At 60.1% G+C, this 17,376-nt stretch carries 16 protein-coding genes; 13 read left to right on the top strand and 3 right to left on the bottom strand.

All coding sequences use genetic code 11. From position 1 onward, the window contains the following. Positions 1–4: 4 nt before the first annotated feature. The 3 genes from EI290_RS05925 to EI290_RS05935 form a co-directional block, all read right to left on the bottom strand. A complete protein-coding gene (locus EI290_RS05925; protein ID WP_125427700.1) occupies positions 5–1,075 on the bottom strand; it encodes an Ldh family oxidoreductase in 1,071 nt (356 codons plus the stop codon). Positions 1,076–1,126: 51 nt separating this feature from the next. Then, positions 1,127–2,080 (bottom strand): Ppx/GppA phosphatase family protein, encoded by a 954-nt coding sequence (locus tag EI290_RS05930; protein WP_125427702.1) that lies wholly within the window; start codon positions 2,078–2,080, stop codon positions 1,127–1,129. Positions 2,081–2,179: 99 nt separating this feature from the next. After that, positions 2,180–3,064, bottom strand: a complete 885-nt coding sequence (locus EI290_RS05935; protein WP_125427704.1) for a class I SAM-dependent methyltransferase — start codon at positions 3,062–3,064, stop codon at positions 2,180–2,182. 104 nt (positions 3,065–3,168) lie between these two features. On the opposite strand from EI290_RS05935, the gene EI290_RS05940 reads away from it, so the two are divergent. From EI290_RS05940 to EI290_RS06000, 13 genes are all read left to right on the top strand, one after another. Continuing rightward, positions 3,169–3,660: a DinB family protein gene (locus tag EI290_RS05940; RefSeq protein WP_125427706.1), complete on the top strand. Its 492-nt coding sequence runs from the start codon at positions 3,169–3,171 to the stop codon at positions 3,658–3,660. 73 nt (positions 3,661–3,733) lie between these two features. Then, complete coding sequence (gene dapF, locus EI290_RS05945) at positions 3,734–4,531, top strand: diaminopimelate epimerase (protein ID WP_125427707.1); 798 nt, start codon at positions 3,734–3,736, stop codon at positions 4,529–4,531. A gap of 56 nt (positions 4,532–4,587) precedes the next feature. Then, positions 4,588–5,589 carry an ABC transporter ATP-binding protein gene (locus EI290_RS05950; RefSeq protein ID WP_125427709.1) on the top strand — a complete coding sequence of 334 codons (1,002 nt, stop codon included), beginning with the start codon at positions 4,588–4,590 and terminating at the stop codon, positions 5,587–5,589. A 12-nt stretch (positions 5,590–5,601) separates the two neighbouring features. Then, the gene (locus tag EI290_RS05955; RefSeq protein ID WP_125427711.1) at positions 5,602–6,123 is read left to right on the top strand and encodes a GNAT family N-acetyltransferase; all 522 of its coding nucleotides are present in this window, start codon (positions 5,602–5,604) and stop codon (positions 6,121–6,123) included. Positions 6,124–6,287: 164 nt separating this feature from the next. Beyond that, entirely contained in the window at positions 6,288–7,499 is a 1,212-nt protein-coding gene (locus EI290_RS05960) for a glycosyltransferase family 1 protein (protein ID WP_125427713.1), read from the top strand. An 89-nt stretch (positions 7,500–7,588) separates the two neighbouring features. Continuing rightward, positions 7,589–8,767: a UDP-galactopyranose mutase gene (gene glf / locus EI290_RS05965; protein ID WP_125427715.1), complete on the top strand. Its 1,179-nt coding sequence runs from the start codon at positions 7,589–7,591 to the stop codon at positions 8,765–8,767. A gap of 363 nt (positions 8,768–9,130) precedes the next feature. Continuing rightward, positions 9,131–12,532: a preprotein translocase subunit SecA gene (secA, locus tag EI290_RS05970; protein ID WP_125427717.1), complete on the top strand. Its 3,402-nt coding sequence runs from the start codon at positions 9,131–9,133 to the stop codon at positions 12,530–12,532. Between the two features lie 197 nt (positions 12,533–12,729). Continuing rightward, entirely contained in the window at positions 12,730–13,461 is a 732-nt protein-coding gene (deoC, locus tag EI290_RS05975; RefSeq protein WP_246008869.1) for a deoxyribose-phosphate aldolase, read from the top strand. Beyond that, a complete protein-coding gene (locus EI290_RS05980; protein WP_125427719.1) occupies positions 13,442–14,002 on the top strand; it encodes a sporulation protein in 561 nt (186 codons plus the stop codon). Before deoC ends, EI290_RS05980 begins: the two co-directional genes overlap by 20 nt. A gap of 44 nt (positions 14,003–14,046) precedes the next feature. After that, the gene (locus EI290_RS05985; RefSeq protein ID WP_125427721.1) at positions 14,047–14,433 is read left to right on the top strand and encodes a hypothetical protein; all 387 of its coding nucleotides are present in this window, start codon (positions 14,047–14,049) and stop codon (positions 14,431–14,433) included. A gap of 97 nt (positions 14,434–14,530) precedes the next feature. Next, positions 14,531–15,727, top strand: coding sequence for a M20 metallopeptidase family protein (locus EI290_RS05990; RefSeq protein WP_125427723.1), 1,197 nt, complete (start codon positions 14,531–14,533; stop codon positions 15,725–15,727). 57 nt (positions 15,728–15,784) lie between these two features. Then, complete coding sequence (locus EI290_RS05995) at positions 15,785–16,609, top strand: hypothetical protein (RefSeq protein WP_125427725.1); 825 nt, start codon at positions 15,785–15,787, stop codon at positions 16,607–16,609. Between the two features lie 212 nt (positions 16,610–16,821). Next, positions 16,822–17,256, top strand: coding sequence for an Hsp20/alpha crystallin family protein (locus EI290_RS06000; RefSeq protein WP_125427727.1), 435 nt, complete (start codon positions 16,822–16,824; stop codon positions 17,254–17,256). Positions 17,257–17,376: the final 120 nt, after the last annotated feature.

Consider the following 17,376-nt stretch of genomic DNA (forward strand, 5'->3'; position numbering starts at 1 on the left):
ACACTTACAGCTTTACGCCAAACTTGGCACCAACGCTTTCCAGATCCTGAATTACCGGGTCCAGCAGCGAAATTCCTTCCATAAGCCGTCTGGACGACATTTCCCGCTCCGGGTCGCCGGGAATGAGCACGTGCTGGCCTGCCACGGCCCGGGCCTCCCGGAATGTAGTTATCCAGTTGTCCATGTGGGCTTTAAACTCGGCAGCAGGACGGAAGGCATCCACGCGCATGGCCCCAAAAAAATGGCCCAGCCCGGCCCCGACCGGGTTGTCGGAAGGCTGCAGAAAAGCAACGAAAGGAGGTACCCAGGGCCCGTAATTAGCTCCGCTAAGCACGGCTGAGAAAATATCAACCACAGCCCCGAGGCCATAGCCTTTATGCGAGCCTGTGGCTCCGCCCAGCGGCAGCAGCGCACCGCCATTTTTTACGGCATTGGGGTCGGTGGTGCTTATGCCCTCGGCGGTTTGGGCCCAGCCTTCCGGAATGGGACTGTTTTTGCGCTGGGCAATTTCCAGCTTGCCATTGGCAGCAGTGGTAGTGGCCATATCCAGCACAAAATCGGGCTGGTCGCCGGCGGGTACGGCCACGGCAATGGGGTTGGTGCCCAGCAGCCGCTCCAGGGAGTAGGTGGGTGCCACCAGGGGCGAGGCATTGGTCATGGCAATGCCAATCATATCGTGAGCCAGGGCCTGCATGGCGTGGTAGCCGGCAATGCCGAAGTGGTTGGAGTTTTTCACCGACACCCAGCCGGAACCTACCTGACGGGCCTTTTCCAGGGCTACCTGCATGGCCTTGGGGCCTACCACCAGCCCCAGGCCCCCGTCGCCATCCACCACGGCAGTACTGGGGGTTTCGTAGGTAACGCCCACGCGCGGGGTGGCATTGATGCGGCCGGCTTCCCAGAGACGGACATAGCCGATAAGCCGGGCTACCCCGTGTGAATCTACCCCGCGTAAATCGGCGGAAAGCAGGGTTTCGGTGGCCAAGGTGGCGTCCTCGGCGGAGCAGCCCATACCGCTGAATACCGACTCCGTGAAGGTAAAAAGCTGAGTGTAGGAAAAAAGAGTTGGATTCATAAGTGCAATGAGCGGGTGGCGGAAGCCTCCGGGGAACTACGGAATGACAGGTTACTCTGCAGCTGAGCCCGCCAGCATTTCGGCCAGCAGCCCTTCTTTGAGGGCATAGGCTGAGGTGCGCATGTGCGTGATGCCGGTGAGCTGCAGAACCAGCTCAATCAGCACCGATGCTACCACCAGCATATCGGCGCGCATGGGCAGAATGCCGGGCAGGGCCGTGCGTTGCTCGTGGGTGAGGCTCAGCAGTTGCCCGTAGCTGCGGCGGAAGCTCTCCAGCGTCAGCTCGGAGGAGGGGGGCAGCTCCGCCTCCCTGCGCAGGCGCCCGATCTGCATATCGGCCAAGCTGTCGAAAGACCCCGAGGCGCCCACCAGCCCTACCGGCCGGTGCTGCTGCACGGCTGCCGACAGCGGAGCCAGTACCTCCCGCAGATACTCCTGTTCAGCGGCCACCGCCTCGGGAGGAAAAATCCCGCTGGGGTCCGGGAAAAACCTGTCTAGTAGTCGTTGCGCCCCAATTTCGAAGCTTTGCTTCCAGAAAATCTGGCTGTCGTTGGCAATAATAAACTCCACCGAGCCGCCGCCAATATCCAGAATCAGGTGGGGCTCCGGGCCGAGCGGTACCGCCTGCCGTACTCCTTTGGCAATTAGCTCAGCTTCCCGCTCCCCACCAATTACCTCCACCCGGATGCCGGTCTGCTCGAAAATATCCTGCACCAGTGCCGGGCCGTTCTGCGAAACCCGCATGGCGCTGGTGGCCGTAGCACGTACATCCGTTACCTGGTGCAGCTCCATTTCCTCCTTAAAACCGGCCAGGGCATGCAACGCCCGCTCGTAAGGCGCCTGCGCAATGCGCCCCTGACTGATGCCGCCCTCCCCCAGCCGAACGCCCACTTTAGTGCGCAGCAGGGTAATGGGCTGCGCGTGCCGGGCTTCGGGCATTTCCACAATCAGCAGATGAAACGTATTGGTGCCCATATCAATAAGGGCAAGGCGGCGGTGGCGCATAGCAGTTGTTCGTTGTCAGTTATCAGTTGCTGGTTATGCATTACTGGGGTTGATTGTTAGAACGACACTGACAACCAGCAACCAGCAACGGGCAACTAATCAGGTGGCAAACCGGCAAAACGTACCAAGCGGCAGCTTACGGGCAGCCCGGTCGTGCAGGTAAATCTCGCCTATTTCGCGGTGTTGGCGCGCTGCCGGAAAGATTTCGTGTACCAGGTTTTCCAGAATCAGGGCTGAGAAGCCGAGGGAATACAGATTGATAAGGAAAAAGTGGTCTTCGGGGTCGAGCAGCTCTTTGCAGAGCTTGAGCATTTCGTTCAACTCGTCCTCCAGCTGCCATTTCTCGCCGTTGGGGCCCCGGCCGTAGGCGGGTGGGTCCAGGATGAGGCCCTGGTACTTGGAGCCACGCTTTACTTCGCGTCGCACGTACTTCATGGCATCTTCTACCAGCCAGCGCACCCCATCCAGGCCGGAAGCCTCCATATTGTCGCGGGCCCAGAAGTTCACCTGCTTCACCGAGTCGAGGTGGGTGACGTCGGCTCCGGCGGCCCGGGCGGCCAGAGTAGCGGCTCCGGTGTAGGCAAACAGGTTCAGCACGCGCGGCTGGGCGGCTTTGCGCTGGCGCGTCTGGTTGTAGATGAACTGCCAGTTGGGGTCCTGCTCCGGAAACAGGCCCACGTGCTTGAAGGATGACATGCCCAGCCGGAACCGCAGCTTCAGTCCCTCGGGCCGCTCGTAGCCAATTATCCATTGTTCGGGCGTGCCTGCTTTAATTTTCCACTGGCCTCGTTCCTGGCTACCTTTTTCGCGGGTGAAAATGGCGTTGGCCCGCTGCCATTCCGAGGCGGGCAGGTGCGGGTCCCAGATGGCCTGGGGCTCGGGCCGGGCCAGAATGTGCTTGCCGAAGCGCTCCAGCTTCTCAAAATTGCCGGCATCAATCAGCTCGTAATCGGTCCAGGGGCTGGTAGTCAGAAACGTGTACATAGAACTGCGGGTATACTGCCTGCTAAGGCAGGCGGGCAAAGGTACGGTATGGCAAAGTTCTGGCCGGTGTCGTACAAGCCCTACACCTTGCCTACCCTCTCAACATGAGCGAAATCAACCGACTACTGGACCAGCTGCAGCGCGCCTTCGAGGGCGACGCCTGGTCGGGCCCCAACCTGCTGGCCACCCTGGCTGGCATTACGGCCGAGCAGGCGGCTGCCCGCCCGCTGGCCGGCGCGCACCGCATCTGGGAGCTGGTGCTGCACCTCACTACCTGGCTGCAAGTAGGGCGGCAGCGGCTGCTTACCCACTCGCTCATTGGTCCTTCGGAAGCCGAAAACTGGCCGGATGTTCCCGCCGAGGCCACCGAAGCGGCCTGGCAACAGGCGCTGCTTCGGCTTAGGCAGGCGCATGAGCAACTGCTGGCTGCCGTGGCCTCGCTCACCGATGCCGACCTGGACCGTAGCCCCAGGCCCCTGCCGGAATACCCGGCGGGCACTCCGGGCTCCTATTACGTGTTGCTGCATGGATTGGTGCAGCATAACCAGTACCACACCGGCCAGATAGCCCTGCTGCGAAAAGCATTGAGCGCCTGAATCTGTTCACAGACCAAAGGGTATGCGGTTGTCAGGCTGCAGTTACGCATCTTTGCTTCGTTAATCTGTAGCTATGAATACGCTTTCTTTTTTCAAATACCAAGGCACCGGCAACGACTTCGTGATGCTTGATGACCGGGAGCAGCGGTTCAATGAGGCCGATTACCACCTGGTGCGCCTGCTGTGCGACCGGCGGCGCGGTATTGGGGCCGATGGGTTGATCCTGATTCGGCTGCATCAGCAGCACGATTTTGAGATGGTGTATTTTAATGCTGATGGCTACCTCGGTTCCTTGTGCGGCAATGGAAGCCGCTGCGCCGTGGCGTTTGCCCAGGAGCTAGGCCTCATTGGTACGCATACCATCTTTATGGCTGCCGATGGCTCCCACGAAGCTCGCATCGATGCCGATGGCACCGTGCACCTGCGTATGCAGGATGTGCTGGGTCAGCAGGAGGTAGAAGAGTACGGCGTGTTTCTGGACACCGGCTCTCCTCACCTGGTGCGCTTTCAGCCTGCCAGCACCCTGGCCGAGCTGAACGTATTTGCCGAAGGCCGTGCGATACGCTACAACGAGCGGTTTCGGGAGAAAGGTACCAACGTGAACTTTGTGGAAGGACCCGCTACGCCCGGCCAGCCCTGGCAGGTACGCACCTACGAGCGGGGCGTGGAAGATGAAACCCTAAGCTGCGGCACGGGCGTAACGGCGGTGGCCCTGGCTGCCAGCCGGCGTGGGGCTACCAGCCCCGTGCACCTGCGTACCCCCGGCGGCGACCTGCACGTAGCTTTCGACGCCCGCCCCGATGGGTCTTTTACCAACGTATTCCTGAGCGGCCCCGCTCAGCGGGTATTCAGCGGCACCATCACCGTATAGGGCCGTAGCGCGAAGCAAGGGCTTTGCGCTACGCTACGTCTGTATATTCTCCTGCCATGCCCGATTCCGAAGAATTTCTGACCGTTACGGACCTGAGTCTGGAAGAGCGGGGGGCGGTGGCATTGCAGAACATCAGCTTCCGGCAGCAGCCCGGCCAGCGGCTGGCGCTGGTTGGCGAATCGGGGGCGGGTAAAAGCACCTTGCTGCAATGCATAGCCGGGCTGGTACAACCGAGCGGTGGTGAAATATGCTTTGCGGGACGGCGCGTGAAGGGCCCCCAGGAAGTGTTGGTGCCAGGCCATCCGGGCATCCTCTACCTGTCGCAAAAGTCGGAGCTGCCGCACTCATTGCGGGTAGGGCAGGTGCTGCGCTATGCCAACAAACAAGCCACTGCCGAGGCCGGGGCCGTGTACGAAATCTGCCGCATCACCCAGCTTATGAGCCGCCGCACCGACCAGCTTTCCGGGGGCGAGCAGCAGCGCGTGGCCCTGGCCCGGCTGCTGCTGTCGGCGCCCCGGCTGTTGCTGCTCGATGAGCCCTTCTCCAACCTCGACCGAAGCCATAAGCAGCAAATGCAGCGCATTGTCCGGGAAGTAGGGCAGGAGTTGGCCATTACCTGCCTGCTCGTGTCGCACGACTCGGTGGATACCCTGCCCTGGGCCGATGAGTTGCTGGTGCTCCACAAGGGCCGCCTGGTGCAGCAGGGGCCGCCGCAGCAGGTGTATCAGCAGCCCGCCAGCGAGTATACCGCCGCCTTGCTCGGCGACTACAGCCTGGCTCAGGGCTCCGATGTGCGGGCCTTGCTGGCTGCCCCGCGCCGCAAGCTGCCGGGTACTACGTTGCTGCTCCGCCCTGAAGCAGTGCAGGTGCATGGGCCCACGGAGCCCGGCGTACCGGCCCGGGTGCTGTCCGTACAGTTTATGGGCAGTTATTTTGAAGCAGACCTGCTGCTGCCGGCTGGTAGCCAGGTGCGGGCGCGGGTGCCGGTGGCTCCGCCCGTGCATAGTACTGTAGCGGTCCGGCTGGCAGTTGGGGTGCCACACGTGTTTTTCGCCTGATTTGCCTTGCTCATGCTCCGTTCCGACCTCATTTTTCTGCGCCCCCTGGAAGCCGACGACCTGGAGTTTCTGTACGCGCTGGAAAATGATCCGGCAGTGTGGGGCGTGTCAGACACCCTGGCTCCCGTGTCGCGGCATGTGCTGCGCCAGTACCTGGATAGCGCCGCCGCCGATTTTTTTGAGGTGCGGCAGCTGCGGCTGGTGATAGGGGAGGCGGCTACCGGTGCAGCCGTGGGCACGCTGGATATTTTTGGATTTGAGCCCCTGCACCAGCGGGCCGGGGTGGGCATTACGCTGCTGGCTGCGCATCGGCAACGGGGCTATGCCCAAGCGGCCTTGGCGCTGCTGTTGCCCTATGCCCGGCAGGTACTACGGCTTCACCAGCTGCACTGCACCGTGGCCGCCGATAATGAGGCCAGTCTGCGCCTGTTTGCGGCGGCCGGGTTCCGGGAGGTGGGTGTACGCTACCAGTGGCTGCGCACTGCAGCCGGCTGGCAGAATGCCGTAGAGTTTCAGCGGCTGCTGGCGGAGTAACGGCCCGGAAACACGGGCAGCAATACGGTCTGTAACCAACAGCCAGAACAGCTTTCAAGCTCGACAATATCCTTTTGCAGAGGGGGGCGTATAGTACATACCCGTTCGGTTAGTGGGCCCGTGTTGCTGCCGGATAGTACCTATCATCTCATTCCTGCCCCTCTATGCCGCTGTCCACAACTGCGGAGCCGCCCCTGCGTGCCTCTGCCACTTCTCAATCTGAACCCGCTGCCCCTGCCCAACCCGTACATTCTCCTTTACCCGACCTGGTGTGCTTTGCCCATTTGCACTGGGACTTTGTGTGGCAGCGCCCCCAGCACCTGATGTCGCGCTTTGCCCAGCACGGCCGGGTGTATTACGTGGAAGAGCCCTTCTTCCATATCGACGACCTGATTGAGCCCCACTTGGAAGTGAAGGAGCGCCAGCACGGATTGAAAGTGCTGGTAGTACACTTGCCCAGCCAGCTGCGTAGCCAGGAGGAAGCGGCCGACCAAGCTCAGTATGAGGTGCTCCGCCAGTATTTCGCCGAGCAGGAGCTGCAGCAGTACATTTTCTGGTACTACACGCCCATGGCCCTGGGCAAGTCGCGCCAGTTCTCGCCCGTCCTGACCATCTACGACTGCATGGATGAGCTGGCCGCTTTCAAGTTTGCGCCCCCTGCTTTACGGGAGCGGGAGCAGGAGTTGTTTGGCCGAGCTGAGTACGTTTTCACGGGTGGCCACACGCTCTACGAGGCCAAGCGCCAGCAGCACCCCAATGCGCACCCTTTTCCCAGCAGCATCGATAAAGCCCACTTTGGCCAGGCCCGGCAGCCCATGCCCGAGCCCCAGGACCAGGCCGGTATTGCGCACCCGCGCATTGGCTTCTTTGGTGTGGTTGATGAGCGGCTGGATATTGAGCTGCTGCGTCAGCTGGCCGATAACCACCCGGAGTGGCAGTTTGTCATTATTGGACCGGTGGTGAAGATTGACCCCGCTACCCTGCCCCGCCAACAGAACGTGCATTACCTGGGCAGTAAGGACTATCAGGAACTACCAGCGTATTTGCGGGGTTGGGATGTAGCCACGCTGCTCTTTGCCGATAACGAGAGCACCAAATTCATCTCGCCCACCAAAACACCGGAATACCTGGCCGCTGGCCGACCCGTGGTGAGCACCCCCATCCGCGACGTGGTACGCCCCTACGGCGAGTTGGACCTCGTGCAGATTGCTGCTACTGCCCCCGAATTCGGGGAGGCCATTGAGCGGGCCCTTACGCAAACCCAGGATGCTGATTGGCGCCAGCGCACCGATGCGTATCTGGCTACCATCAGCTGGGACCAGACCTGGGACCAGATGGTAGCACTCATACGCCACAAGCTACCGGCTTCCCGCTAATACTGATTGTGGCTTTCTGCCCCCTCCGCTCCGAGTACCACACAACCCGCCCCATTTCCCCTATCCTTTCTCCCCAAACACTGCTAGTTATGTTCGATTATCTCATCGTGGGCGCCGGTTTTGCCGGTAGTGTGCTAGCCGAGCGGCTGGCCACACGCTCCAACAAAAAAGTGCTGATTGTAGACAAGCGCTGCCACATTGCCGGCAATGCCTACGACCACTATAACGAGGAAGGCATCCTGGTCCATAAATACGGCCCGCATATCTTTCATACCAACTCCAAAGAGGTATTCGAATACCTCTCTAATTTCACCGAGTGGCGCCCGTATGAGCACCGCGTATTGGCTTCCGTGGACGGACAGCTGGTGCCCATGCCCATTAACCTGGACACCATTAATAAGCTCTACGGCCTCTCGCTGAACAGCTTCGAGGTGGAACAATTCTTTGAGTCGCAAGCCGAGGAAGTGCCCGTTATCCGCACCTCCGAAGATGTTGTGGTGAGCAAAGTAGGCCGCCAGCTCTACGAGAAGTTCTTCAAGAACTACACCCGTAAGCAGTGGGGCCTCGACCCCTCGGAGCTGGACAAATCAGTAACGAGCCGCGTACCCACTCGCACCAACCGCGACGACCGGTACTTCACCGACACGTATCAGGCCATGCCCCTGCACGGCTACACCCGCATGTTCGAGCGGCTGCTGGACCACCCCAACATTAAGGTGATGCTCAACACCGACTACCACGACATCATCGACTTCATTCCCTTCAAGGAAATGATTTTTACGGGCCCCGTGGACGAGTACTTCGACTTCAAGTACGGCAAGCTGCCCTACCGCTCCCTGGAGTTCAAGCATGAAACCCTGAACGTGGAGCAGCACCTGGCCGCCCCGGTAGTGAACTACCCCAACGACAACCTCTACACCCGCATCACCGAGTTCAAAGCCCTCACCGGCCAGAAACACCCCAAAACGGCCTTGGTGTACGAGTACCCCAAAGCCGAAGGCGACCCATACTATCCCGTACCGCGCCTGGAAAATGCTGAGCTGTACAACAAGTACAAGAAACTGGCCGATGAGACCCCCAACGTGCATTTCGTGGGTCGCCTAGCGACTTATAAGTACTACAACATGGATCAGGTAGTGGCCCAAGCCCTCACGCTCTACAAGAAGCTCACCGAGAAAGAGGAAAGCTTCAAGCCCAAAAAGCCCGCTATTACCGGCTCCACCTCCATCATGGAGAAGCTGGTCCCCCGCGACCCGGCCAAGGAGTAGCAGTGAAATGGTGAGGTTGGCGTAATTAGGTACTTGTCATCCTGAGCGCAGCGAAGGACCTTATCACGCTAGAACGGTTGTCGGAATAACGAATTGTCCAGCGTGATAAGGCCCTTCGCTGCGCTCAGAATGACAGGGGTTTCGTTCTTTCACTAGTCTGCAATTTCACCATCTCATCATCTCACCACTTCACCGTTCGTCTGACAAGAAATCCGAAACGACAAACCCCGCACACTCTTTGAGGTGCGGGGTTTGTCGTTTTGGGGGCCAGGGCGACGTGTTTGCGGCAAACTAGCCGGGAGTTTCCCGAAAAACGCCGTAAATTTGAGTTGCGCCCCGGCGTTTCAATTAAGGTAAACCAGCATGTTTGATTTTCTAGGGAAAACCGTCGCCAAAATTTTCGGCTCCAAATCGGAGCGGGATTTGAAGGAGATTGTACCGTATGTGGCGCTTGTAAACGCCGAATATGCCAAACTGGCACAACTCAGCGACGACGAGCTGCGCGCCCGCACCGACGAAGTACGGGCCCGCATTAATGCTCACCTGAAAGCCATCGACGACCAGATTGCCAACCTGCACACCCGCGTAAATGAGGACGCTTCGCTCGATGCCGTGCAAAAGGAGGAGCTGTTTGATCAGATTGACACGCTGGAAAAGCAGCGCAACAAGGAGCTGGAAGTAGTGCTCATGGAAGTGCTGCCGGTGGCCTTTGCCATCTGCAAGGAAACCGCCCGCCGCTATACTCAAAACGGCCAGCTGGTGGTTACCGCTACCGACTACGACCGGGAGTACGCCCGCCGCAAGCCCAACGTGCGCATTGAGGGCGACCTGGCCATCTGGAGCAATAAGTGGCTGGCGGCCGGGGCCGAGGTAACCTGGGACATGATTCACTACGACGTGCAGATTATCGGCGGCGTGGTGCTGCATCAGGGCAAGATTTCGGAAATGGCTACCGGCGAGGGCAAAACCCTGGTTTCGACTTTGCCGGCCTTCCTGAACTCGCTGGCCAAGCGCGGCGTGCACCTGGTAACGGTGAACGACTACCTGGCTAAGCGTGACTCGGAGTGGAATGCGCCCTTGTTCGAGTTCCACGGCATTACCGTGGACTGCATCGATAAGCACCAGCCCAACACCGACGCCCGCCGCAAAGCCTACCTGGCCGACATTACCTACGGCACCAACAACGAGTTCGGCTTCGATTACCTGCGCGACAACATGGCCCGCGACCCGGAGGAGCTGGTGCAGCGCCGCCACCACTACGCCATGGTGGACGAAGTGGACTCCGTGCTGATTGACGATGCCCGGACCCCGCTCATCATCTCCGGCCCTGTGCCCCGCGGTGATGTGCACGAGTTCTACCAGCTCAAGCCCCGCATTCAGAAGCTGGTAGAAGCCCAGAAAAAGCAGGTGCAGAACTACCTGGTGGAGGCCCGCAAGCTCATCAAGGAAGGCAACGATGGCCCCAAGGAGGGCGAAGGCGGCCTGATGCTGTTCCGCGCCCACCGCGGCCTGCCCAAGAGTAAGCCGCTCATCAAGTTTCTCTCGGAAACCGGCATGCGGGCCGTGCTCCAGAAAACGGAGAACTACTACCTCCAGGACAACCAGCGCCAGATGCCCAAGGCCGATGAGCCGCTGTTTTTCACCATCGACGAGAAAAACAACCAGATTGAGCTGACTGAAAAGGGCGTTGACCTGATTACCGGCGAGGGCGAAGACCACAGCTTCTTCATCATGCCCGATATCGGCTCGGAGCTGGCCAGCATTGAGAAGGATCAGAGCCTGAGCGGCGAAGACAAGCTGCACCGGAAGGAGAAAGTGATGGACGACTTCCAGGTGAAGTCGGAGCGCATTCACACCATCAACCAGCTGCTGAAAGCCTATACCCTGTTCGAGAAGGATGACCAGTACATCCTCACCGACGACGGCAAGGTGAAGATTGTGGACGAGCAGACCGGCCGCGTAATGGAAGGTCGCCGCTACTCCGATGGCCTGCACCAGGCCATTGAGGCCAAGGAAAACGTGCGCGTGGAAGACGCCACCCAGACCTACGCCACCGTAACCCTGCAGAACTATTTCCGCATGTACCACAAGCTGGGCGGCATGACGGGTACGGCCGAAACCGAGGCCGGCGAGTTCTGGGAAATCTACAAGCTCGACGTGGTGGTGATTCCCACCAACCGCGGCATTCAGCGCAAAGACGAGCACGACAAGGTGTACAAGACGGTGCGCGAGAAGTACAACGCCGTAGCCGAGGAAATCCAGACGCTGGTGAAAGCCGGTCGTCCGGTGCTGGTGGGTACGACCAGCGTGGAAATTTCGGAGCTGGTGAGCCGCATGCTCAAGCTGCGCAACATCCCGCACCAAGTTCTCAATGCCAAGCAGAACCAGCGCGAAGCCGAAATTGTGGCCGCCGCCGGCTACCCCGGCACCGTAACCATTGCCACCAACATGGCCGGCCGTGGTACCGACATCAAGCTGAAGGAAACCTCCAAGGAATCGGGCGGGCTGGCCATCATCGGCACCGAGCGCCACGAGTCGCGGCGCGTTGACCGCCAGCTGCGGGGCCGCGCCGGTCGCCAGGGCGACCCGGGCTCTTCGCAGTTCTTCGTTTCGCTGGAAGACAACCTGATGCGCCTGTTCGGCTCCGACCGCATTGCCAAGCTCATGGACCGCATGGGTCTGGAGGAAGGCGAGGTGATTCAGCACTCCATGATTACCAGCTCCATTGAGCGGGCGCAGAAGAAAGTGGAGGAAAACAACTTCGGCATCCGCAAGCGCCTGCTGGAGTACGACGACGTAATGAACGCCCAGCGCGAGGTAGTGTACAAGCGCCGCCGCAACGCTTTGCACGGCGAGCGGCTGGAGCTGGACATCTGGAACATGATCTACGACGTCTGCGAGGACATCGTGGTGGGCCACAAAGGCAACAACGACTTCGAGGATTTCAAGTTGGCCATCATTCGGGTGTTTGGTTACGATACCCACCTGACGGCCCAGGACCTGAACGGCATGGCCGCCGGCCCGCTTACCCAGAAGCTCTACGACGAGGCGCTGGGCTACTACCACAGCAAAAACGAGTTCATCGGCAATAACTCCATGCCGCTGATCAACGACCTGCTGAGCCAGAATGCGCCCTACGAGAACATTGCCATTCCCTTCACCGACGGCCGCAAGCAGATTCAGGCCGTAGCCAACCTGCGCCGGGCGCAGGCCACGCAGGGTCAGGAAATCATCCGGGGCATGGAGAAAGTAGTGGTGCTGTCGGTTATCGACGAGGCCTGGACCAAGCACCTGCGCGCCATGGACGACCTGAAACAGGTGGTGCAGAATGCCGTGTACGAGCAGAAAGACCCACTGCTGGTGTACAAGTTCGAGTCGTTCGAGCTGTTCAAGCAGATGATCAGCAAGGTGAACGAGGACACCATCCAGTTCCTGTTCCGCGCCGATGTGCCCATGCAGCCCGGCCAGGATGGCTACGACGAGCCGGAGTACTTTACCGAAGACGAACTGCCCGTAGCCCCGCCCCAGCCCAAGCTGAAAGCGGAGAAAGAGGTTTCGTCGGTTTCGCTTGGGGCCGGCCCCGAGGACCTGGAGCAGGACGGCACCCAGGTGCTGGAAAAGCAGACGCCCGCCAAGTCGCAGAAGATTGCCAACCGCAACGAGAAGGTAAGCGTGCAGTACATGGACGGCCGCATCGTGCGCGACGTGAAGTTCAAATCAGTGGAAGACGACCTGCTCAATGACCGGGCCGTGCTGATTGACTAAATCACGGATGTAGACGGATTTTTCGGATTACACGGATCTCGTTGACTATTACTGAACCGCCCCGGCCCTATGCCGGGGCGGTTTTTTGTAGCGCGCAGCTCTGCTTCGCGCACGAGCGAAGCGAGTAACAGGCATATGGTTCACACGCGCAGGAACTCGCTTCGCTCGTGCGCGAAGCAGAGCTGCGCGCTACTCATATGTTACTCGCTTTGCTCATGCGCGAGGCAGAGCTGCGCGCTACTCGTACCTTTGCCCTCGTGAACCTCGCCCCCTATATCGACCATACGCTGCTGAAGCCGGATGCCACGCCGGAGCAGATTGCCCGGCTTTGCGCCGAAGCCGCCCACTACCGTTTTGCCAGCGTGTGCGTGCCGCCCTGCTACGTGCGGCTGGCGGCCGAGGAGCTGCACGGCTCCGGCGTGCCGGTGTGTACGGTTATCGGCTTTCCGCTGGGCTACTCCCTGGCTAAAGTGAAGTTCTTCGAGGCGCACCAAGCGCTGGCCGAAGGCGCTACCGAACTGGACATGGTCATCAACGTGGGGGCGCTGAAGGCCGGTCGGCTGGAAGAAGTGGAGGAGGAAATCGGGCAGCTCACCGAGCTGTGCCACCTGCGTGGGGCCTTGCTCAAAGTCATCATTGAAACGGCCCTGCTGACGGAGCAGGAAATTGTAACAGCCTGCCGCCTGTGCGAAGAAGCCGGGGCCGACTTCGTAAAGACTTCTACCGGCTTCGCCAGCCGGGGCGCGTCGGTGGCCGATATTGCCCTGATGCGCCAATCGTTGCCGGCGGCTATTCGTATCAAAGCCTCGGGCGGTATCCGGGAGCGGGCGTTTGCCCTGGCGCTGGTGCAGGCCGGCGCCGACCGGATTGGTTCCTCCAATAGTCTGGCTTTAGTGGCCGAATCTTCCCATGAAACATCTGCTACGTAACGTGCTGCTGCTGTCTGCCCTGTTTTCACTTGGTGCCTGCGCCGGTTCGGGGCCAGCTGCTCCGGCTGCCTCCACTGCGCCTGATACCACGCGCAAAGCCACTACGGTACCAGCCACCACGCCCGCGGCCGAAGACCTGAGCCGCTACCGGCCGGTATTTGCTGCTCCCAAGGTATCTGCCACGGTTTCGGCGGCACCCGCCCGCCCCATAACGCCTACCAACCAGGTAAATGCCCAGGTAGAGCAGCGCCTGCGCGACCAGGCCTACACTAACCAGCAGGTGAAGTATGCTCAAGGCTACCGCATTCTGGCCTACGTGGGTCTGGAGAAAGATCAGGCTATGGCTATTCGCCGGGCCGTTATCAGCCGCTACCCCGAGGAAACTGATTATCTGGCCTTCAAACAGCCTATTTTCCGCCTCTGGGTTGGCGACTACCTGACCCGGCTGGAGGCGGAGCAGGCGCTGCTGCGCATCCGGCCGCTGGCGCCCAAAGCTGAGCTGGAATCGGCCCAGGTTATCATCAACAAGACCGCCTATTAATCAGCTGGGCCGCGTGGGGCCGATACACCTTCGGTATGGCAAGTATGCGCCAATTGCAGTGGGATGAGCTGGACCTGTTACAGGGGCTGGAAGTGGTTCCTACTGAAAACGACAACGGCGGCCTGCAGTTTGAGGTAGCCGAGGCCGGCCTGAAGCTGCTGGTAACGCTCTGGCCCCATGCCGGCGTAGTGGATGTCACGCTGGTGCACCAGGCCACCCGGGCTATTCTGCTGGATTTTACGGTGGCTGTGCGCGGCCGTATCCGCTACAACAACGACAAACGCGGCCAGTATCTGGAGTTTCCGGATTGCGTGCTGGTGAGCCGTATATCCTTTTCTTTGGAGCAGGATGAGGCCGCGTTTAATCCCAATACCTTGGGCCGGCCCATGCTCCTGGCGGTGCGCCCGTACCCCAGCGTCCTGTTCGAATAATTGCTGCCGGCCCGGCTGCCCGGTGGGAGCTTTTGTACCAGTCGGTGCGGCGTAGTCGTTTACGTTTTTACTTGTTCTGCAGCTGCAGCCTTGCCTTATGCTTCATCTGATACCCCGCATCAAAATGCTGGCCGCCGAGGCTGCCGCCGATACCGTAGCCCTGCGTCAGCACCTGCACGCCCACCCGGAGCTGTCGTTCCAGGAGCACAACACAATGGCCTTCGTCACGGGGCAGCTGCGCAAGCTGGGCCTGGAGCCGCAGCCCATTGCCGGTACCGGGGTGGTGGCCTTGGTAGAAGGCCGCAGCCCGGGCAAGCGCACCGTAGCCCTGCGTGCCGATATGGACGCGCTACCCATTACAGAGCAGAATGAGGTGCCCTACAAATCAACCAACCCCGGCGTGATGCACGCCTGCGGCCACGATGTGCACACGGCTTCCCTGCTGGGTGTGGCCCGTATTCTGGTGGCGCTGAAAGACGAGTTTGAGGGCACCGTGAAGCTCATGTTTCAGCCCGGCGAAGAGCTGCTGCCAGGCGGCGCTTCGTTGATGATTGAGGAAGGCGTGCTGGAAAACCCCAAGCCGGCCAGCGTACTGGGCCAGCACGTGTTTCCGCGCCTGCCGGCCGGCAAAGTGGGCCTGCGCGCCGGCCGCTACATGGCCAGCACCGACGAGCTGTACCTGACCGTGCGCGGCAAAGGGGGCCATGGGGCCATGCCCGAACAGAACATCGACCCCGTGCTGGTGGCCGCCCACATCATTGTGGCCGCTCAGCAGATTGTAAGCCGCCGCGCCAACCCCAAGCTGCCCTCGGTGCTGTCGTTCGGGAAAGTCATTGCCCAGGGCGCTACCAACGTCATTCCGAATGAGGTGTACCTGGAAGGCACGTTCCGGACCCTGAACGAGGAGTGGCGCAACGAGGCCCACGAGCACCTGCGCCGCCTCTGCGAAGGGCTGGCCGAGAGCATGGGTGCCACCTGTGAGCTGGAAATCCGCCGCGGCTACCCCTACCTGGAAAACGAGCCTGCCCTCACCGCCCGCACCGAGCAGGCCGCCGTGGAGTACCTGGGCCGCGAAAACGTGGTGGAGCTGGACCAGTGGATGGCCGCCGAGGACTTCGCCTATTTCAGCCAGGCCGCCAGCGCCTGCTTCTACCGCCTAGGCACCGCCGCCGCCGACGGCAGCAGCCGCTTCACGTCCTCCGTGCACACCCCCACCTTCGATATCGACGCTCAAGCCCTGCAAACCGGCCCCGGGCTGATGGCCTGGCTGGCACTGCGGGAGCTGGCAGAGTAACGAACCGTTCACTACCTGGCGTCCCTTCACCCTGGTTTTCAAGAAAATTTATATCCGATGCGTGTTTATCCCCTGTTGCTGGCAACCGTTGCCGTGCTGTTCTCCGCTTCCTCAGTCCAGGCCCAGCGCCGTACCAAGGGGTTTACCGTATTGCAGCCTCAGGTGCAAGCGGAGCTGCCGCTCAGCGGCAACGACTACCTGTTTGGAGCCCTGAACCTACAGCATTTCGATACCGACCTGGAGGCTACGCCGCTTTTTTCGGGGCAGGGCCTGCGGCTGGGCTATGAGCATTTTTTTAATGACCAATGGAGTTGGGGGGCAGTATTGAACGGGCAGCGCGTGCAAACAACTTCATTCTACTCCGCTGCAAGCTACTCGCACTTTTTGCTGCCCGAGGTTTTCGGCCGGCACTGGAATACGCTCGGTAGCGTCAATTTTCGACAACGGTTGGCTATTGGCTACACCTGGCCGTTGGATGTAGCGAATTCCGGCCGGTTTCTGGCCAGCCTCCGCCTGGACGTAGACCGGATTTTCCCGCTGGGTAGCAGTGGCCTAGCCCTGCGCCCGCGCCTGGCCCTGGAGCCTGTAACCTACCTCCGCTTCCAGCGCGACGCCAATGAAGCCAAAGAGCCATTCCTGGATTTCTCGGAGCTACGCGGAGAAGTAGGTGTGCGCCTCTCGCCCCGCTTCGATTTCACGCCTTGGTTTTCCTGGCAGAACAGCTACAGCATTGCCCTGCCCCAGTACAATGCCGATGGTACTGTGAAGATACCCGGCGGTAACAGCCGCTACGTGCAGCCAGCAGTGGGGCTGGATTTGCGCATCACGCTAGGCAAAAACGCGGGTAGTGCTGAGCGTCGGCAGCTGCCCACGCAGTATTAGTGTCATATTGTCTGATAACGTTTGCTCGGTAATTGTCACCCTGCAGCTCGTTTGGGGCGTTTTTTCGTAGATAGGTGACAAATAGTTATCTGATTATAAAAATATTAAGACATAATGTCATTAAAAGTCGATTGGTATAGGATTTATAGGTAGAGAGGGTGTCCGCGCAGTAGCGGCGGACATTCCTTCTCAACTTTAAACTCCATACTACCATGGCAACTCTGCTGTATAACAACCGCCCCGCCCGCGCTTTCAATTCGGTTCTCAGTGAAATGCTGCGCGACACCCTGCCTGCTCTCAATGAGCCGGTAAAAACCTTTGTTCCTCAGGCCGACGTGCTGGAAGGCCCCGCTGGGTTTGAACTGCACTTGCTGCTCCCAGGGGTGGCGAAGGAAGATGTGAAAATCGACTTCCAGGACAGCCAGCTTACCATCAGTGGGGAGCGTAAAGCTCCGGAAAGCACGGATGAGCAGACCCCGAAATTCCGCCGCGTGGAGTCGGGTTACGGCAGCTTCTCCCGCAGCTTCCGCCTGCCCGATACGGTGGAGGTAACGGCCATTGAGGCCGAACTCACCAACGGCATCCTGCGCCTGCAGCTGCCCTTCGACAGCAAGAAGGTAACCAAGCATCAGATAGAAGTGCGCTAACTCGCCAAAAAAGCACCGGCAACGGTGCTTTTTTGTTACGTACGGTAGCCAGGTATCCGGTTGGCGTACCTGCTGAGTGAAAAAATCTACCAACGGGCGCTTTTCTACCCTCAACAGCCA

Origin of the sequence: Hymenobacter metallilatus (genome assembly GCF_003944705.1) — a bacterium.
Taxonomy (GTDB): Bacteria; Bacteroidota; Bacteroidia; order Cytophagales; family Hymenobacteraceae; genus Hymenobacter; species Hymenobacter metallilatus.

Bases quoted from the DNA above. Each gene is read 5' to 3' on its own strand.
- EI290_RS05925 (WP_125427700.1), bottom strand. From the start codon at position 1,075: ATGAATCCAACTCTTTTTTCCTACACTCAGCTTTTTACCTTCACGGAG.
- EI290_RS05930 (WP_125427702.1), bottom strand. From the start codon at position 2,080: ATGCGCCACCGCCGCCTTGCCCTTATTGATATGGGCACCAATACGTTT.
- EI290_RS05935 (WP_125427704.1), bottom strand. From the start codon at position 3,064: ATGTACACGTTTCTGACTACCAGCCCCTGGACCGATTACGAGCTGATT.
- EI290_RS05940 (WP_125427706.1), top strand. From the start codon at position 3,169: ATGAGCGAAATCAACCGACTACTGGACCAGCTGCAGCGCGCCTTCGAG.
- dapF (WP_125427707.1), top strand. From the start codon at position 3,734: ATGAATACGCTTTCTTTTTTCAAATACCAAGGCACCGGCAACGACTTC.
- EI290_RS05950 (WP_125427709.1), top strand. From the start codon at position 4,588: ATGCCCGATTCCGAAGAATTTCTGACCGTTACGGACCTGAGTCTGGAA.
- EI290_RS05955 (WP_125427711.1), top strand. From the start codon at position 5,602: ATGCTCCGTTCCGACCTCATTTTTCTGCGCCCCCTGGAAGCCGACGAC.
- EI290_RS05960 (WP_125427713.1), top strand. From the start codon at position 6,288: ATGCCGCTGTCCACAACTGCGGAGCCGCCCCTGCGTGCCTCTGCCACT.
- glf (WP_125427715.1), top strand. From the start codon at position 7,589: ATGTTCGATTATCTCATCGTGGGCGCCGGTTTTGCCGGTAGTGTGCTA.
- secA (WP_125427717.1), top strand. From the start codon at position 9,131: ATGTTTGATTTTCTAGGGAAAACCGTCGCCAAAATTTTCGGCTCCAAA.
- deoC (WP_246008869.1), top strand. From the start codon at position 12,730: ATGTTACTCGCTTTGCTCATGCGCGAGGCAGAGCTGCGCGCTACTCGT.
- EI290_RS05980 (WP_125427719.1), top strand. From the start codon at position 13,442: ATGAAACATCTGCTACGTAACGTGCTGCTGCTGTCTGCCCTGTTTTCA.
- EI290_RS05985 (WP_125427721.1), top strand. From the start codon at position 14,047: ATGCGCCAATTGCAGTGGGATGAGCTGGACCTGTTACAGGGGCTGGAA.
- EI290_RS05990 (WP_125427723.1), top strand. From the start codon at position 14,531: ATGCTTCATCTGATACCCCGCATCAAAATGCTGGCCGCCGAGGCTGCC.
- EI290_RS05995 (WP_125427725.1), top strand. From the start codon at position 15,785: ATGCGTGTTTATCCCCTGTTGCTGGCAACCGTTGCCGTGCTGTTCTCC.
- EI290_RS06000 (WP_125427727.1), top strand. From the start codon at position 16,822: ATGGCAACTCTGCTGTATAACAACCGCCCCGCCCGCGCTTTCAATTCG.